This window comes from Halorientalis brevis (genome assembly GCF_023077655.1).
In genome coordinates this window covers 251,622-267,180 of record NZ_JALLGV010000001.1, presented here as the reverse complement: position 1 = coordinate 267,180, position 15,559 = coordinate 251,622, and the positions used below count along the sequence as shown (strand labels likewise).

Genomic DNA, 15,559 nt, shown 5'->3' with positions numbered 1-15,559 from the left:
GGACAGCAGACGAGCGGTCAGTCCTCAGCCGTCAGCGATTCGACGTCGATCTCACCGCGGAGGTACGACCGGCCTCGCTCGGAGAGCCGATAGAGGGCACGCGGTTCGTCGTGATACTCCACGAGGTCGTGGTCCGAGAGGAGCAGCAGGTGCTCACGGACAGTCTGGCGCTTCCAGTCTGTGTTCGCAGCGATGACGCCGGGCGTCAGGATCAACTCTCGGCGATCCCCGTTCTGGAGCAGTTCCAGGATGTCCCTGTCTACCGGCGTCATCCACGGGGCGAGGGAAGGGCGCATTGCTTGCTATACTGATTTTCCCTCTGAAATTCATTTCCATGTGAATTTCGTCTTCGATGAAGTTATTTGTCGAGCACACAGTGTCGGTGGTAACAATTAAATACATAATCAACAGGGCTGTTGCTAGGGACGTATCGGAAACCTGTTCGCTGATCGACTCACCAAGCGCGTTCATTTGACAGCGAACTGTCTCCATACGGAAAATGACAGAACAGGTGGTTTGCCCCGAGGGAGAACGACGGCGAGACGGTCTCGATCACGGGTCACAGCGGTGACTCGCTCCGCAGACGGGACGTGTTGGGCTGTCGTCGTGCTCGAACGACCGGTCGCGACCCGACAGCCAGCACAGGACGCCACCACACCAACTGTAGCATGACAGAAAACACCGCAGATACGAAGGAAGACGTCCAGTATGCTAATCTGAGTGCATTCCAGCGCGACATTCTGCTCGTTCTCCAGCGCCTGGAAGGCAGTGAGGAGGACAGCTACGGGCTCGCGATCAAACGACATCTCGAAGATCGCTACGACAGCGAAGTCAATCACGGACGGCTGTATCCGAACCTCGACGAACTGATCGAGCTGTCGCTCGTGGAACGGGGACAGATCGACAAGCGGACGAACCGCTACACGCTCACTGACGCTGGTCGCGAGTTGCTCCGATCACACGGTGCAGAAGTCACTGAACTGTTCAAGTAGTCCCACATCCTTCCGGCCAGGCGACCGGTCGTCTCGGGCGACTCGGTGCCCCGCCTGTCGTCGGTTGCCACGAGTGGTCTGTCGCGTCAATCGTCGCTCGGATACCGTTGTCGGGCCGGCGAGCGACTCTGCGGACGTCGTTTCGTGTACAGTGAGTAGGTGAGCACGGCGAAGCCGGCGGCCGTGAACACGCTCTGGATACTGGTACTCAACTCGAGCGGCAATCCAGCGAGTTGGTGGAGGATACCTCCCAGGATGACGCCGCTGGTGACCAGTCCGATCCCGATGGTCAGCGCACGTAACGCCGGTGAACCCGTGCGACGAAACGCCCTGTACGAGAGGTAGGTGATCGTCCCACCGAACAACAGGGTGACCGACTTTGTGGCAACCAGGAGGGCGATACTCCCATTCATACTTTTCGATTCGCTATTCTCACCAATATAAACGCGGGCGCGTTTCCACGCTTCGAGAATAGGCGACCGTTTCATCTTTTCAGTGCGTCTTGATGTGCATACTGAGGCGAGAGAGCGACGCGGTAGACGGCCATTCCCGGTGCCCGGGGTCGCCGCTTGGTCCGTGGGAGAAACCAAAACCATTGAACCACTCTCGACGAAGTTATCACAAATGGTTTCAAGGCTGCGAAAGAACCTGGACATCTGACATGGAACTCTCGCGACGGGCGCTACTCGGCACGATCGGCGGGGCAACGATAGCCGGCGTCACTGGCGTGACTCTCTACGGCGAGGTCGGTCGCGAAACGGAGGACCGTACGACCGCACTCGTCGCGGGCAGTTTGCTCGCAGTCGCAAACGAGGTCCCGGGCGCGACGGTGGAGGCGCACGGGAGCGCGGCAGTCAGGCGTTTGATCCTCGACGGTCACCGGGACCCCGACGCCGTCGCGCTCGCAGATCCGACGCTGTTCGAGGGGATCAGCTCCGATGCGACCTTGTTCGCGACGAACAGCCTGGTCCTGGCGTACAATCCGGAGTCGGACGTTGCAGACGACATCAGGCGCGACTGGCAAGCTGCGGTCCAGGACCCCGACGTCGGCGTGGGGCGGACGGACCCGGACCTCGATCCGCTGGGCTATCGCACGGTCATGGCGCTCGAACTGGCTGCGAACCGCACCGATATCGACGCTGATCGCGTCCTCGCGAACGCGACGACAGTACCGGAGACGGATCTGCTGAACGTCCTGGAGGGCGGGGAACTGGACGCCGCCTTCGCCTACCGGAACATGGCCGTCCAGCGCGACCTCCCAGCAGTGTCGCTGCCCACCTGGATGAACTTCTCCGACCCCGAGGCCGCCGACCAGTACGGCCAGGTCACGTACGATCTGGGGGACAAAACAGTCCGCGGGGCTCCGATCCGCTACGGCGCCACGGCCCTGACCGAGGCGGGCCAGTCGTGGATCGAGCGACTCGTGACGGGGACGGAGCGCCTCGAACGGATGGGCTTCAGCGTTCCCCAGTCGTATCCCGACCGCGACCGATCGGTCGCGACCGTCGGCGGCGAGTGACCTTCCGAACGCCTAAGCCCTCCCGCCCGTCATCGCCGGACAGATGCGACCGATTCGCGAGAGTCTCACCGCGGGGTCCTTGCTCGTCGTGACTGGCGCCCTCGCCTGGGCGACCGGCCAGCCGTTCGTGTTCCCGAGCCTCGGCCCGTCCGCGTACCTGCTGGCGACGACGCGACCGGGATCGATCCGCGGGCGAGAACTCGTGGGTGGCCATCTCGTCGGGATCGTCGCCGGCCTGGCGGCGTATCACGCGTTCGCGACGGGCACCTCGATCATGACCACCGAGCCGGGGTTCACGACGGCCCAGCTTCGCCTCGTGGCCAGTGCGGTCACTGCCGTGACGCTGACGACCGGGGGGATGCGGCTCACCGGGACCGGTCACGCGCCCGCGTGTGCGACGACACTCATCGTTTCTCTCGGACTGCTCACGACGCCGACCGAGGCGACTATCATCGCAGTCTCGGTCGTGACCCTCTACCTCGCGTTCGTCGCCCTCGACGGGACCGACCTGGCGAGGTGACGGCACCACGGCTCGGCGGCAGCTACTCCAGCGCGTCTGCAGTCCGAATGGTGACGTCGTAGTGCTGTGGGACGTCTCCGAGGTCGACGCGGACGATCAACACGGTCGTGTCCGGGTCGCTCTCGGCGTGGTGCCGGACCATCTGGTCTCGCTGGTTGCGACCGAAACTCGTCGACCCGTGTTTGATTTCCGCGACGTAGCGGTGGAGAAGCGGCCCGTCATACGCGTACGGCTGTTGGTCTGTTTTTCGCCGCACGCGGAACTCGAAGTCAGGACGCCAGAGGCCGCTCCCGCCCTTCGATTCCGGCGTGCCGACGGGCGACGGGGCGCGTTCGACCGCCACGCGGAACGCGTCGGGATCGAGCTCCAACTGGCGAGCGGCGAAGTCGACGATCGGCGGCGGATCGTAACTGTAGGCGCCGAACAGCGTCTCCGCGAGTGCGCCGACTTGTTGGGCGTCGAGCTGGTGGGTCCAGCCGTCGGCTGGTGGCCCGCGCTCGTCGGGCTCCGGCCGCAGCTCTCTCCCCTTGATCAGGTACGCGTCGACCGGGTTGGGGTCGTTCGGCGCCGCGTCCTGCAATCGGAGCGCTCGGCAGTCGATCGACTCGAGGAGTTTCTCTTCGGCCGCCCGCCGCGACTCGTACGTGACTACCTCGCCACCGTCTTCGCGTCGGGCCGCCACCTCGGGCGAGACCTCACACGCCGACTCTTTGAGCGCGACCCGAAACGGTCCCGACTCGTCCTCGGCCGGGTCGTCATCGTCGTCGAGCGGTTCACCGGGGACACCCGGCCACTCGTCTTTCCAGGACATGGTCACTCGAAGCGAGCGGTCAGTTCCGCTCGGCCCGGCCAGTCGTCCACTCTCATGTGCTTGGCCGTCGTTCGGCGACGCCAGTTGTTAGTTCACCGGTTCTCCCCGTCCACTCGACCGGGCGATTGTTTCGAGCGGTTGCGCGGTGACCCGTCGTAGTCCCCGACTGCGTGCTGGTTCCGGTCGGGCGTCTTTCCCGGATTCGAGTGGAGTTCCCGGTATGGACCTCCAGCAAATGACGCTCCTGTTGATACAACTCGTCGCCTTGCTGTTTCCCTTTCTGGGCATCGTCCTCCAGATGACGATCGGCCAACTCCGCGACGTCGACGAGACGCAGCACTGGCTTCCAGTCAGGGACATCGTCCTCGTCGGTGGCGGCTTCTCCGTCATCTTCCTCACCGGCGCGACGATACTGCTGGTGAACGTCGTCATCAGAACTACCCAGTACGGTATCGACACGCCGTTCGGATTGGCGCTCACCTTCCTGCTGGCGTCGCTGGTCATCTTCGGTCTCGTTACGGTACTGTTCCTGTGGGGAGTGTTGGTCACCGAGACCGAGTAGTCGGCGACAGGTCGTGCTCGAACGCCCGCAACAGCCCCCCGAAGACGAAGAGGCTGCCGTACACGACGTACAACCACCAGGGAACCTGGACTCGTCGCTGCGTCGGCGCCGAGGTCGAATCGTCCCGGGCGGGTTCTGATCGTCGCGGAGTGGCGGACTGTCGGTCGTCTGCGTTCTGAATCCCCTGCTCGGCGATGGACGGCAACCGATGGGTTCCCAGCGGCTCTCTGATCTCGACCGACGCGATGTCTCGCTGATCGTAGATGTGGAGGTCGTCGGCGAATATCCCGCTCGCAGTCCCGGTGTCCGAGACGATCCGCGGAACGAACTGCCACCGTGACGCGATCGATCGGTTCTCGCCGAAATCCCGGCGGATCTCCCAGGTGCCGTTGGGTTGCTGTTCGACGGTCAGTCGCGACACGTCTGCAGCGCGCAGCGTCGATCTGTCGTCGTACGCTGCCTGGCGCGTGTCGTACGCGGCAACGTTTCCGACCCACTCGTAGGTCCATCGGGCGGCGTAGTACTCGTAGGTGGTGTTGTCGACGAACTGAATCGCGAACGTCCAGTTCGGCTCGTACGCCGGCTCTGACGTGCGCGTCGGCGTCGGCGAAGGGGTGGCTGTCGGTGTCTCTGTCGGTGTCGGTGTTCCGTTGCCGTAGCCCCCGCCACTCACGATGGGTGGAACGAGAGCCAGCGTGACGAGCCCCACGACCCCGAAGACGATCAGTAGATTGTAGCCGTTCGTGACGACGTCGTCGCACGACAGGAAGACGCCCAGCGTGACCAGTCCCGCAACGGCGATCACCGCCTCGATTTCGATCCGGCCCCAGTCGGTGAGGACGGTCAACAGCGCGTATTCCGAGAGGATCACCAGCAACGAGAACGAGAGCGTTTCGAGGGCGTAGAGAAGCCGTACCTGGCCGCCGTCCTCTGCCTGCAGAACCTCGGCTCCGACGACCCCGCCGATGATCCACCCGACGAGTGCCACCGCTCCTCCGACAGGCCTGAACAGTAGCGCCCCGACGAGTGCACCCAGAACGAGCCCCACCTTGCTCCGATCGGCGAACGAGGGCGGGACGGCGAACCCTGTGCTACCGTCCCCCATGCTAGGCGGTTCGGTGAATCTCGGGTTAAGTCAATTGTCGGCTTGTTTTTCCCTTGGGTTTGCGTCGCACGACGGGAGCAGGTTCACACCACCCTGTCTGTGACTCGTGGTCGCGGCCAGGCGACCGTCCGTGTGAGAACCTGCGTGAATGGGGACGACGTACCAGTACACTGGACCTACAGTTTCGGTGTCTAGTGAGAAACTGCGGTGTGACTCCTGGGCTGTGTCGCCGACTTGTGTTCTCTCTATTATGGGCGAAACGAATGCGTATGCGTGGATTACGACCCATCTACCCTTCGAATTGCGGCTTCGAATCTAGCGATTGATGGCAGAGGGAGTATTAAGAGGCTGCTAACTAGTACCAAAAAGTATGTCGAGTACCCCCGAACGGGACAATACGGAACAGCAGTTGGCGCGCGTGTGCGAAGCGCTGGGGATTCCGGAGAGTACTGCCCGGAGCGCGCGCGAGCGATTCGACGGCGTTCGTTCCGTGACAGTGCTGGAAGACAAACGAAACGCGGCCATCGGTGCGGCGGTGCTGTCGCTCACCACGCGCGAGGACGGGTTGCCGATCACGGTTGCGAACATCGCCGACACGTGGTCGAAGACGCTGAGCGATCAGCCGCTCGACCCCGACGAGATCACCTCGCTGTTCGGGGTACTCACAGCGAATCTCGATTTCCAGGGGACGCCACCGCAGCCGCGGGCGCTCATCGAGCGGTTCGGCACCGACCTGGGTCTCCCGGACGGGATCATCGTCGTCGCGAACCGCATTCTCGTCGACGTCTTCACCCAGGACCCCGAAATGATCGCGGAAGGAACGTCTCCGGACGGCATCGCCGGGTCCATTCTCTATCTGGCTGCCAAGCTCAACGGCTACGACGACCTCACCGAAAGCGACATCAGCGACACGCTGGGGACGGGCCAGTTCACCGTCCAGAACCGGAGCAAGAAGCTCCGCGACGCGCTCGGGAAGGAGCGACTCGCGAACGACGATCGGTACCACCTCCATCCGGAGACGGGAGTGCCGAAGTCGAACGAACCAGCTCCCAGCGACCCGGGAAGCGGCGATCCAAACGCGAAAGCCCGACCGGACGGCTCGGCTGATTCCCCAGCGGCCACCGACGAAGACGCGGACGAGTCGACGACCGCTGCAGACGACCAGGCGTCGGACTCGCAGACTGAAACCGAAGCGGGCGCCGACGAAGCCGAGGACGCGGACAGCGAGGACGACCCGGCGGCTGCTCCTGAAGACGAGCAGGATGACGCCACGGCGGCCGACGACGACGAGTCGGCGGCCGATGGGGACGACGCTGACGCTGTGGTGACCGGTGACGGGGAGTTCAGGGACATCGAAGCGGTCGTCCAGTCCCTGTTCCCAGACGAGTTGCCCACGACGGAACACGTCGCTGCGGAACTCGACGTGCCGATCGCGACGGCGCAGTCCGCGCTCGAAAGTGCAGCAGCCGACGGCGACATCGACCAGAAAGAGGCGGGGTCGACCGTCGTCTGGCTGCCAGGCGACCGGTCGCACCTGACGCCCGACCTGACCGAGGACGCCGTCCAGAACGAAGTCGACGAACTCGCCGAGGAACTCGACCTGAGCGCCTCGCTCCGGGTGTTCGCCCGTGGGCTGGTCAGTGACGCCGTCGACACGCTCTCCGTCGAGGACGCGAACGAGATGGCCGGGGCAGCCGTCCAGGCCGCCAGCCGAATCCAGGACGTCGACGTCGAGGCGGCCGACATCGCTGCCGCTGGCGAGTTCGAGGTGCGGATGCTCCACACGTGGCTCGACAGACTCGCCGAGACAGTCGCCGTCGAGATTCCCCGGTCCAGTCCGGAGTCGCTCGCCGAAGAGATCGCAGCGTCCCTCGACCTCGACGAGACCGTCCGTGAAGAGGGACTCCGCGCGCTCGAACAGTACGAACCTCGCGACGACGATCTCGAATACACGGCGTCCGAACTGGCCGCCGGGGGGATGTTCTTCGCCGCGACGGTCGGTGGTGCCCCGGTCGACCTCGACGAGCTGGGGTCCGTCAGCGGTGCCGACCCCGAGTACATCGAGGACGCCATGAACAGCATCCTCGTGTCGCTGTGTCTCGCGCTCGTCCGCGGCGAACTCGCGTACGAAGAGACGCCGTGGACCGGCGACCTGCTCGAATCGGACCTCTCCCAGGACTTCGGCGACATCGAGGTCGAGAAAGCCATCGCACTGGCGAAGACCCACGTCGCCGGCCGCGAGTCCCAGGCCGTCGACGAAGCGACGATCGACGTGTTGCTCCAGGAGTAGTTCCCCGCGGCTGGCCGTTTTTACATCTCGATCCAGTGGCCGAAACCACAGCCCACTTGCTCGTCCGCCGTCGAGCAACGTCTGTGCCAGACGGTCACGAGAACGCAGGCTATCAGCGCGTGTTCGGCCCCGACGCTCTCACGTTCGGAACGGGATTTCCGCTCACGGGGGCTCGGGAGTCGCGGCCAGCGATCGAGCGGGAACTGGACCTCGCTGCACACGCCGAGCGCGTCGGCTTCGACGCGCTCTGGGCGCGTGACGTGCCGCTCTACTGGCCGCGATTCGGCGACGCGGGACAGACGTTCGACACGTGGCCGTGGCTGAGTCACGTCGCCGCCCACACCGACGACATCGCCTTGGGGACGGCCAGCGTCGTCCTTCCCCTCCGACACCCGCTCCACGTCGCCAAGAGTGCGGCGACCGTCGATCGACTCTCCGACGGGCGCCTCCTGCTCGGGATCGCAACGGGGGATCGCGATCCCGAGTTCCCGGCGTTCGGGGTCGACCGCGACGACCGCGGCGAGCTGTTCCGCGAGAGCGTCGACGTCATGCGGACCGTCTGGCGAGAGGACTTCCCCGAGCTAGCCACTTCCTGGGGAGAGCTAGACGGCGACTTAGACCTCGTGCCGACACCGACGACCGAGACGATTCCACTGCTGCCGACCGGACGGTCACGCCAGTCGATGGAGTGGCTCGGCACGCACGGCGACGGCTGGCTGTTCTATCAGTTGCCGCGGGAGACGCTGGAGACGTATCTCGACGACTGGCGAGCCGTTGCCGGTGCGAAACCGTACGCGATGGCTGTCCGGACCGAACTCGCCGACGATCCGACCGCCGACCCGGAACACGTCCATCAGGGGTTCCGCGCTGGCAGCGAGTGGTTCGTGGAATACTTCCGCGACCTCGATGCCATGGGCGTCGACCACGTGCTCGTCTCGACGGCCGGCGACGACCCCGAGCGCGAACTCACTCGATTCGCCCAGTCGGTCATCGAACAGCTATGACCGTCGACTGAGACCCCGACAGTCGCGGGACCTACGATCCGCCGACCAGTCGCCAGCCGTCGTCGTCGGCGACGACGACCTCCCGCCGCTCCATCTCGGCGAGGATTTCGTCCATCCGGTCTGGTTGGGCGATCTCCATCTCGATGCGGTCTACCGAGTGATACGCCGAGAGGAAGTGACGGATGTCGTCTTCGGCGAACACCTCCTGGTCGGCCCGGTCCATGACGCCGCTGACGAGTTCGATCATGTCCTCGATGAAGTTCCACGGGTAGACGACCCAGGTCCACGATTCGAGGTGTTCCCCGACGAACTCGGGTTCGAACTCGCTGGTGTCGAGTAACTGGAGCGTGGCCGTGCGGACGTCGTTGGCCTCGCGGTCGGTGACGTATTCGTAGGCGCGGCTGATCGAGCCGCCGGTGTCGGCGATGTCGTCGATAATTAGGACGTCTTTGTCGGCGACGGAGCCCTCGGGCATGGGGTAGCGGACCTGCGCTTCGGTTCCTTTCTCCGCCGTCCCGACGTAGTGTTCCATCTTGAGACTCGTCAGGTCGTCGAGTCCGAGGAAGTCACAGAGACACCGGCCGGCGAACCAGCCGCCGCGTGCGAGTGCCACGACGACGTCCGGTTCGAATTCGGACGCCTTCACCTGGTCGCTGACGTCGCGACAGAGACCGTAGATGTACTCCCAGTTCGTTATCGTACAGTCGAAGTCGTCGGGCAGATCAGACATTCTCGAGTTCACCTTGAGCGGTTACTCTCGACAACGAAGCGACCGTAGTAGAATGCTCCGACAGGGATTCGAACCCTGGTCATTGCCGTGAGAGGGCAATATGATTGGCCGGACTACACCATCGGAGCGTGTGCACTCATTCGTAGCCGCGAGTTGTGTTTAACAGTTGCGCTTTGACTCGGCCCTGCTGCGAATTACCATCTGACACGGCACCCGCAGTCTGTTACTCCCAGACTGCCACCAGTCGTTCCGATGATCTCCGCAGCTGAAGTCAGGTCCTTAATTCCAAACTAATGCCTGAAACAAGAATCTGCGAGCAGCAGCCGAACGTGAGCGACTCTATCGTGGACTGCAAGTAAATGGACAGTAGACGGCCGCGATTCGCGTATATTCCCGCGAAATTGTTGCGAAAATATACTGGGTAGAGACTGACGAACGTACACAGGTGGTTGCGAGAGAGGAACGCGTTGGTTTGGGGGTACGATAGCTGGAGCAACCACACGAAGTAGGGACCCTCTTGGGGGCGGTAGCGTGTCTCGTGGCGACAGGAGCTGTCAGCCACGTCGAGTGCTACGGAGGGGCGACGGTTGGTCGGTCACGAGACAATCGCAGCACTGCACCCATGTACGATACAAACCTCCTCGCTAAGAGCACCGGCGCATCGTTGGGGGTCGTCGCGCTCGTCGGTGTCCTCTTTCTGAGCACCGGAACAGCCTTCGCCATGCCAGTCGCCGGCATCGGCGGCTTCCAGATCCAGGCGGATAGCATCGAGGGCGACGACCTGCTCCTGTATCCCGGCCTCGCTGACGGGAGCAACGAAGACGACTACCCACACTCGATCGTCGAGCTTCGAAACAACGAGATCGAGGACCTTCGACTGACGAAGACGCTCGACCTCTCGGACTACTCGGATTCGGTGGACGGCAGAGCGCGGCTGGTCATCGAGTCCGGTGGGACGGTCACGATCGACCGCCTGCTGTTGAAGACGCCGAAACTCTCCGCTGACGAGGCGACGTTCAGCGGACTCGAAATCAGCGAGAGTGATTCCGACACCCTCGAAGAATCGTTCTCGATTCGCGCCCCGTCCGACCCGCCGGATACCCGGCAGATCGAACTCGACGGTGGGAGCAATCCCGGCCTCGAGATGACGGACGCCAACATTCGGGCCACGTACCTCGCAACCGACGAAATCACGCTGCCGGACCTCGAACTCAAGTTCCAGTACGACAGTGACGACGACGGTGACTACGAGTACACGTAAGGTTCCGCAAGTAGCCCCGTCGCCATTTTTTCCACGGGTTTCCGGTCCCCGGTTCGTCGCCGGTCAGTCCTCGTCGTCGAACGGTGAGCCTGCGGCGTCGGGTTCGTGACCGACGAGGCTGACGATGTTTTCCCTGCCGACCCGGAGTTTGCTGATCAGTTCGTCGTCTTCCATGTCGGACAGGAGCATACTGACCTTGGATTTCGACCAGCCGGTTTCGTCGACGATGTTCGCCTGTTTCATCCGGCCACCGTTCGTCTCGAGCATCTGGAGCACGCGGTCTTCGTCCGAAAGGAGTTCCTCGTCGGTCACCGCCGGTTCGTCGCCTGCGGCCTGGTCGGCCGTCTCAGTCCCGACTGCTCGCGTGCCGGTGTCAGCGGGCGAACTCGCAGCGGCGTCCGTCTGTGTCTCCCCGTCCCCGCTCGGATCGGTGTCAGCGGTAACCGCCTCGACCAGCCCCGACCGCCAGACGACGCCGGCGACGAGCCCGACTACGAGGATGACGAGTCCGAGCACCACGATCGGAACGGAGCCGTCGCCGCCTGCCTGCTTGGCCGAGACGTTCGGCGTCGCCGTCTGTGACGATGCGCCACGAGATTGCTCCGCGGCAGTGAACACGATTCGCGGGCGGTTGTCCGGAAATCGCTGCTCCCCGAACCAGGTGATCGTGTCGCTCTCGACCACCGTCGTCCCGGAGTGCTCGTCGGGGGCGGGATCGATTCCGTCGGCAGTGAACGACAGTTCCGGCCCCGTCTCGAAGACCAGCCACTGGTTCGGCGCGATGTAGAACTCGCCTTCGAAGACGTCACCGACGATCACTCGCTGGGCCTCCGTTCGGGCGAATTCGTGCCACACGAACGACATCCGCACCTGTCCGCGGTTGCCGACCGATTCGAGCGAGGCAGACCGTTCGAACCCCGTCGCCGACATGTTCCGGCCTGTGCTGTTGGCGCCCGTGTTGACGAGCGCTCGGGCGCTCCCCCGGAAGTTCGTCCACATGTCGAGTTCCTGAGATTCGAATCGCCGAGCGTAGTCCCTGAACTGCGTTCGCTCGCTCTCGTTCAACGAGTCGGTGTAGTAATTGAACGACCACCGCGCCGACCCGTTCTCGTAGACGTGAATGTTGAACGTCGCGGACGCGAACCGACTGGGCGTCATCATTTCGGGCGAGCGGTCGCTCGTAGAAGGGACACCGTCAGTCGCCGTCGCGACACCTGCAGGCATCACGACCGCCCCGACCAGAAGGACGCAAACGAAAGCCAGCGAGAGCAGGCGAGACATCTAGTAGCAGATGAACTGCCGGCCAGCATAAAAAACACTGTGTCTGACCGAGTGAACGATTCCCAACGAAACCTGTCCGTTCCGGTGATTCGTCGGCGGGAAACCGTGCCGGGATTCCACAGCCCGATGTCGAAAACAATCAGTTCCAATACGTGTTTGAGAGCAGAACGATCCTCCGTTACGGGGCGAGTCTGTTCTTTCTGTTTTTCATGTGCTCTTCGTAGTACTCGAACGTGATCGGACACCACTCCTCGGCGAGATCGAGGATGCGTTCTGTCATCTCTCTGATCTCCCACTGGGCGTCGGCCGCGGCGCGCATGTCCGCGACGTGCATGAGCATCCTGACGTTCATCGACATGACCATGTTGACCTCCGTCCCGATCGGCAGGACGAAGCGGGCGTCCTCGGGCGGCATTCCCAGTTCGAGGAGTTCCTGGTAGGACTCGACGGCGTTCTCGATGGCGTCATTGAAGACCTGTTCGCGGCGCTCGGCCTCGTCTTCGCCGATGCTCCCGGTCTTCTGGTTGCGGCCCACCCAGTCCGGATCAGTTGCCGAGGGCGGCGTGACGACGAGTTCACCTTCGCGGACGTCCGCGGGATCGACGTCGTCGAAGGAAACGTACCGCATACTACGCACGTCGAACGACACGTGGCGGTGACGGGTGATCTGACCCATACAAGAGCGACTGATACCCTTGACCGCAAAGGTGGCCTGGGGATGCTCGAACGGGCCGAAGTGGCCGTGATCGAGCAGATGACCGATCAGCGTTTCCATCTTCTCTTCTGTGGAATCCCCTTCCACTGTTGTCATGATCTCCTCGAACGAGAGATCTCCCACGAACTCCTCCATATAATCGTTCCGTGCCCCTTTGCAGATGAGCCGCTCCGGCTCGGACGTTGCCTCGAGTAATTCGACTTCCATGTCAGGTTGCATTGGTGGTCGTGTGCCTCCAATAAAACGCTTCCTTCGTTTTCTCGTACTGTTCCTTGCTTTCTGTCGCAAACTTGTACTCGAATCCTGGTACTGGCCTGCCGATGTACTCGAAAAACCACTCCGTCTCGTCACTGGTGAGCATGAGCCGACCATCACGGAAAGAGGGTGAAATCGGTGTCTGCTCGAACAGCTCTCGAATGTATGCAATCCGATCCCTTTCGTTTTCCGCTGAGACCCATACCTGTGGACGGACGTGTCCTCCAGATCCCCAGATCAGATGCCCATCACAGACGTACCATAGCTTGAGAATCGTTGGCGAGAGGGTGAGGTCTCTCGGGTATCGTTTCTGACCTGTATCGTACCACTTCACGTACCTCTCGAGTTCCGGGTGGCGTCTCGTCGTGAGAACGTACTGATCGCGGACACTGTATTCACACGAAGCAAATCGCTCCAAACTCGATTCCCTGTTTGTTTCGTAGATGTCATCACTGGTTCGTCGGAGTTTCACGCCGGTAGATAGCCACTCGAACTGTTTGTCAATCCACGACAGAAAAGTGATTGATGTTGTGGATCTCGATGCGCGGATTGGCCGCAGATTTCGCTTCGTGAACTGTCCCATCACCCATGAGTAATCCCGTGAGCATCTTGTGGATCGCGTCGGGAATCGTTGGATACGAACACGCTGCGGACATGGCCCAGTGTTGATCCAACCGTTCGTATTTCACTCCACAGGACGGACACTTGTCTGATCCCATCGAGACAGAGCCTTCGTCGTGATCTCTGATAAACATCTGTCGGCTATTCTCTGTGGGGTCGGGCGTGTAAATTGAAACCGTTCGCTCCCGAATCCGTGCCATGGGCTATCAAACAGCCTCGACAGCGACCGTCGACTCGGTCATCGACGACGAGTACGGCGGCATGTGGTTCCTGAAGGACGCACTCGGGACGGACGAACTCGGCCTCACGATCATGGCACTCGAACCGGGGGCCAAGGGCAAAGAACACGACCACAGCGCCGACGGACAAGAGGAAGTGTACTGCGTCGTCGACGGCATCGTGGACGTGGATCTCGACGACGAGACGGTGACGCTGGGCGAGGGAGAAGCGATCCGGATCGACCCGGACGAAACTCGACAGCTGTACAATCGGGGCGACCAGCGGGCGAGACTGGTGCTGGCGGGAGCGCCGGTGTAGCGGTGGCAGCCAGGACTACAGCGTGGCCCAGGTGGTAGGGCTGTCGGTGATGCCGAGGACGCGCGCCTGGCGAGCACCTTCTGACTCCCGGATTTCGATGAGTCCGTCGAAGGCCTGCTTGATGACCTGGAGCGTCTGTTCGTCGTGAGCGCCGGTGTCGATGGTGAACACGCCGACGTAGCCGGCGGCGTCCAGTCGGGACGACAGGACGTGACAGAACTTGAACACCGTCTCGCGGTCGGTGTAGGTGAGCATCGTCGACAGCGAGACGAGGGCGAGTCGGCCCTCGGTCGCACCGTTGCTGTGGAGCGATTCGAGACACTTCGTGATGCCGATCCCGATCCCGGTCAGGTCGCCCGGTGAGGAGACGTGGTGGATGTACAGCCCGGGGGGCGTCTCGGTATCGCCGCCGCGGCCGCTCGATCCCTCGGCACGGCAGTCGACGACGCCGAGTTGGATGTTGTTCGCTCCGGAGACGCGTTCCTGGTAGTCCTCGACGACGGTGTCAGCGTCGTCGCCAGTGGTCACGACGAGCGCGCCTTCGCCCTTCCGTGACCCGTCAGCGAGAATCTCCATCGCCAGGCTCTCCTTGCCAGTCATCGCCGGGCCAGCGATGAGTACGCTCGTCCCGGGACGAATCTCCGACACCGCTTCGGTTTCAAGAACGTTTGAGAGGTCGTACATAGTTGCTACGTGTCATCTCCGCCGATCTGCTGAATCGCGGTAATGAAGTCCGAATCGTCTTCGATACCGCCCATCGTCTGCGAGAGGTCGTCTTGTAGTTCGGACACCCGGCCCTGTAATTGTTCGTATTCGTCACTCTCGGCCAGTTCCGCTCCGCTCTTTGCCGTCTCCAGGGTCGCTTGCTTTTCCACGAGTGCGTAGTACTCCTGGAGGAGGTCGTCGTAGTTCGAGCGTTCGAGGAGTTTTTCCACCGTGTCGTGGAGGTCCTCACTGCGAATCGGCTTGCTGAGATAGGCGTCGAACCCCATCTCGAGAATGTCGAAGTCAGGCTCGACCGCGGTGACCATCGCAACCCGGCAGCTCAGGTCTCGGCTCCGGATGCGCGCTAACACCTCGTCGCCAGAGAGGCCCGGCATCATCCGGTCCAAGAGAACCACGTTCACGTCTTCGTCGAGTTTGTCGAGCCCCTCGTCGCCGCTCTCGGCGATCCGAACCTCGTAGTCCGCCTTGAGCCAGAGGTTGTACGTCTCGGCGACGTCGGGCTCGTCCTCGACGATCAACACGACAGGCGCTGTCGAGTCTGTCATTCTGCTCTCTTTTACTCGTTTACCATTCCTCATACATAGCCCTGTGGGTCGTTCCGGTCCCGGGCAACCGCCACGCGGCTGCGGT

Annotated in this window: 18 protein-coding genes and 1 tRNA gene; 8 read left to right on the top strand and 11 right to left on the bottom strand. The window is 62.6% G+C overall.

The window, feature by feature from the left end; genetic code table 11:
* Nucleotides 1–17 precede the first annotated feature (17 nt).
* Nucleotides 18–296 carry a helix-turn-helix domain-containing protein gene (locus tag MU553_RS01395; RefSeq protein WP_247373757.1) on the bottom strand — a complete coding sequence of 93 codons (279 nt, stop codon included), beginning with the start codon at nucleotides 294–296 and terminating at the stop codon, nucleotides 18–20.
* Nucleotides 297–668: 372 nt separating this feature from the next.
* On the opposite strand from MU553_RS01395, the gene MU553_RS01390 reads away from it, so the two are divergent.
* A complete protein-coding gene (locus MU553_RS01390; protein ID WP_247373754.1) occupies nucleotides 669–992 on the top strand; it encodes a PadR family transcriptional regulator in 324 nt (107 codons plus the stop codon).
* A gap of 86 nt (nucleotides 993–1,078) precedes the next feature.
* On the opposite strand, the gene MU553_RS01385 is transcribed toward MU553_RS01390, so the two are convergent.
* Nucleotides 1,079–1,405 carry a DUF7521 family protein gene (locus MU553_RS01385; protein WP_247373752.1) on the bottom strand — a complete coding sequence of 109 codons (327 nt, stop codon included), beginning with the start codon at nucleotides 1,403–1,405 and terminating at the stop codon, nucleotides 1,079–1,081.
* 248 nt (nucleotides 1,406–1,653) lie between these two features.
* Here MU553_RS01385 and MU553_RS01380 point away from each other — a divergent pair, with 248 nt between their 5' ends.
* A complete protein-coding gene (locus tag MU553_RS01380; RefSeq protein ID WP_247373750.1) occupies nucleotides 1,654–2,511 on the top strand; it encodes an extracellular solute-binding protein in 858 nt (285 codons plus the stop codon).
* 43 nt (nucleotides 2,512–2,554) lie between these two features.
* Nucleotides 2,555–3,031: an HPP family protein gene (locus tag MU553_RS01375; protein ID WP_247373748.1), complete on the top strand. Its 477-nt coding sequence runs from the start codon at nucleotides 2,555–2,557 to the stop codon at nucleotides 3,029–3,031.
* A 22-nt stretch (nucleotides 3,032–3,053) separates the two neighbouring features.
* Here the strand turns inward: MU553_RS01375 and MU553_RS01370 are convergent, their stop codons facing one another.
* Nucleotides 3,054–3,842, bottom strand: coding sequence for a DUF8081 domain-containing protein (locus MU553_RS01370; protein WP_247373746.1), 789 nt, complete (start codon nucleotides 3,840–3,842; stop codon nucleotides 3,054–3,056).
* 220 nt (nucleotides 3,843–4,062) lie between these two features.
* Between MU553_RS01370 and MU553_RS01365 the strand changes: the two genes are divergently transcribed.
* Nucleotides 4,063–4,404, top strand: coding sequence for a hypothetical protein (locus tag MU553_RS01365; protein WP_247373744.1), 342 nt, complete (start codon nucleotides 4,063–4,065; stop codon nucleotides 4,402–4,404).
* Here the strand turns inward: MU553_RS01365 and MU553_RS01360 are convergent.
* Nucleotides 4,388–5,509 carry a glycine zipper 2TM domain-containing protein gene (locus MU553_RS01360; RefSeq protein ID WP_247373742.1) on the bottom strand — a complete coding sequence of 374 codons (1,122 nt, stop codon included), beginning with the start codon at nucleotides 5,507–5,509 and terminating at the stop codon, nucleotides 4,388–4,390. The genes MU553_RS01365 and MU553_RS01360 overlap by 17 nt on opposite strands.
* A 370-nt stretch (nucleotides 5,510–5,879) precedes the next feature.
* On the opposite strand from MU553_RS01360, the gene MU553_RS01355 reads away from it, so the two are divergent.
* Both MU553_RS01355 and MU553_RS01350 read left to right on the top strand, forming a co-directional pair.
* Nucleotides 5,880–7,799 (top strand): transcription initiation factor IIB family protein, encoded by a 1,920-nt coding sequence (locus MU553_RS01355; protein ID WP_247373740.1) that lies wholly within the window; start codon nucleotides 5,880–5,882, stop codon nucleotides 7,797–7,799.
* Between the two features lie 83 nt (nucleotides 7,800–7,882).
* The gene (locus tag MU553_RS01350) at nucleotides 7,883–8,803 is read left to right on the top strand and encodes a TIGR03571 family LLM class oxidoreductase (RefSeq protein ID WP_247373738.1); all 921 of its coding nucleotides are present in this window, start codon (nucleotides 7,883–7,885) and stop codon (nucleotides 8,801–8,803) included.
* Nucleotides 8,804–8,834: 31 nt separating this feature from the next.
* On the opposite strand, the gene MU553_RS01345 is transcribed toward MU553_RS01350, so the two are convergent.
* The gene (locus MU553_RS01345; RefSeq protein WP_247373736.1) at nucleotides 8,835–9,533 is read right to left on the bottom strand and encodes a phosphoribosyltransferase; all 699 of its coding nucleotides are present in this window, start codon (nucleotides 9,531–9,533) and stop codon (nucleotides 8,835–8,837) included.
* Nucleotides 9,534–9,586: 53 nt separating this feature from the next.
* A tRNA-Glu gene (locus MU553_RS01340) sits at nucleotides 9,587–9,661 on the bottom strand.
* Between the two features lie 494 nt (nucleotides 9,662–10,155).
* Between MU553_RS01340 and MU553_RS01335 the strand changes: the two genes are divergently transcribed.
* Nucleotides 10,156–10,794 carry a DUF6230 family protein gene (locus tag MU553_RS01335; protein WP_247373734.1) on the top strand — a complete coding sequence of 213 codons (639 nt, stop codon included), beginning with the start codon at nucleotides 10,156–10,158 and terminating at the stop codon, nucleotides 10,792–10,794.
* 63 nt (nucleotides 10,795–10,857) lie between these two features.
* Here MU553_RS01335 and MU553_RS01330 read toward each other — a convergent pair whose 3' ends face one another.
* The 3 genes from MU553_RS01330 to MU553_RS01320 all read right to left on the bottom strand — a co-directional run bounded on the left by MU553_RS01330 (nucleotide 10,858) and on the right by MU553_RS01320 (nucleotide 13,628).
* A complete protein-coding gene (locus MU553_RS01330) occupies nucleotides 10,858–12,075 on the bottom strand; it encodes a helix-turn-helix transcriptional regulator (protein WP_247373732.1) in 1,218 nt (405 codons plus the stop codon).
* Between the two features lie 178 nt (nucleotides 12,076–12,253).
* A complete protein-coding gene (gene thyX, locus MU553_RS01325; RefSeq protein ID WP_247376123.1) occupies nucleotides 12,254–12,997 on the bottom strand; it encodes an FAD-dependent thymidylate synthase in 744 nt (247 codons plus the stop codon).
* 1 nt (nucleotide 12,998) lies between these two features.
* Entirely contained in the window at nucleotides 12,999–13,628 is a 630-nt protein-coding gene (locus tag MU553_RS01320) for a hypothetical protein (RefSeq protein WP_247373730.1), read from the bottom strand.
* A gap of 236 nt (nucleotides 13,629–13,864) precedes the next feature.
* Here MU553_RS01320 and MU553_RS01315 point away from each other — a divergent pair, with 236 nt between their 5' ends.
* On the top strand, nucleotides 13,865–14,203 hold the full coding sequence (locus MU553_RS01315) for a cupin domain-containing protein (RefSeq protein WP_247373728.1): 339 nt from the start codon (nucleotides 13,865–13,867) through the stop codon (nucleotides 14,201–14,203).
* 15 nt (nucleotides 14,204–14,218) lie between these two features.
* Here the strand turns inward: MU553_RS01315 and MU553_RS01310 are convergent, their stop codons facing one another.
* Both MU553_RS01310 and MU553_RS01305 read right to left on the bottom strand, forming a co-directional pair.
* Nucleotides 14,219–14,887 (bottom strand): RAD55 family ATPase, encoded by a 669-nt coding sequence (locus MU553_RS01310; RefSeq protein ID WP_247373726.1) that lies wholly within the window; start codon nucleotides 14,885–14,887, stop codon nucleotides 14,219–14,221.
* A 5-nt stretch (nucleotides 14,888–14,892) separates the two neighbouring features.
* The gene (locus MU553_RS01305; RefSeq protein WP_247373724.1) at nucleotides 14,893–15,474 is read right to left on the bottom strand and encodes a HalX domain-containing protein; all 582 of its coding nucleotides are present in this window, start codon (nucleotides 15,472–15,474) and stop codon (nucleotides 14,893–14,895) included.
* Between the last annotated feature and the right edge of the window lie 85 nt (nucleotides 15,475–15,559).

Coding starts and splice junctions, on each gene's coding strand:
- MU553_RS01365 (WP_247373744.1), top strand. CDS start 4,063: ATGGACCTCCAGCAAATGACGCTCCTGTTGATACAACTCGTCGCCTTG.
- thyX (WP_247376123.1), bottom strand. CDS start 12,997: ATGGAAGTCGAATTACTCGAGGCAACGTCCGAGCCGGAGCGGCTCATC.
- MU553_RS01390 (WP_247373754.1), top strand. CDS start 669: ATGACAGAAAACACCGCAGATACGAAGGAAGACGTCCAGTATGCTAAT.
- MU553_RS01355 (WP_247373740.1), top strand. CDS start 5,880: ATGTCGAGTACCCCCGAACGGGACAATACGGAACAGCAGTTGGCGCGC.
- MU553_RS01315 (WP_247373728.1), top strand. CDS start 13,865: ATGGGCTATCAAACAGCCTCGACAGCGACCGTCGACTCGGTCATCGAC.
- MU553_RS01370 (WP_247373746.1), bottom strand. CDS start 3,842: ATGTCCTGGAAAGACGAGTGGCCGGGTGTCCCCGGTGAACCGCTCGAC.
- MU553_RS01310 (WP_247373726.1), bottom strand. CDS start 14,887: ATGTACGACCTCTCAAACGTTCTTGAAACCGAAGCGGTGTCGGAGATT.
- MU553_RS01375 (WP_247373748.1), top strand. CDS start 2,555: ATGCGACCGATTCGCGAGAGTCTCACCGCGGGGTCCTTGCTCGTCGTG.
- MU553_RS01380 (WP_247373750.1), top strand. CDS start 1,654: ATGGAACTCTCGCGACGGGCGCTACTCGGCACGATCGGCGGGGCAACG.
- MU553_RS01320 (WP_247373730.1), bottom strand. CDS start 13,628: ATGGGACAGTTCACGAAGCGAAATCTGCGGCCAATCCGCGCATCGAGA.
- MU553_RS01305 (WP_247373724.1), bottom strand. CDS start 15,474: ATGACAGACTCGACAGCGCCTGTCGTGTTGATCGTCGAGGACGAGCCC.
- MU553_RS01395 (WP_247373757.1), bottom strand. CDS start 296: ATGCGCCCTTCCCTCGCCCCGTGGATGACGCCGGTAGACAGGGACATC.
- MU553_RS01335 (WP_247373734.1), top strand. CDS start 10,156: ATGTACGATACAAACCTCCTCGCTAAGAGCACCGGCGCATCGTTGGGG.
- MU553_RS01330 (WP_247373732.1), bottom strand. CDS start 12,075: ATGTCTCGCCTGCTCTCGCTGGCTTTCGTTTGCGTCCTTCTGGTCGGG.
- MU553_RS01345 (WP_247373736.1), bottom strand. CDS start 9,533: ATGTCTGATCTGCCCGACGACTTCGACTGTACGATAACGAACTGGGAG.
- MU553_RS01385 (WP_247373752.1), bottom strand. CDS start 1,405: ATGAATGGGAGTATCGCCCTCCTGGTTGCCACAAAGTCGGTCACCCTG.
- MU553_RS01360 (WP_247373742.1), bottom strand. CDS start 5,509: ATGGGGGACGGTAGCACAGGGTTCGCCGTCCCGCCCTCGTTCGCCGAT.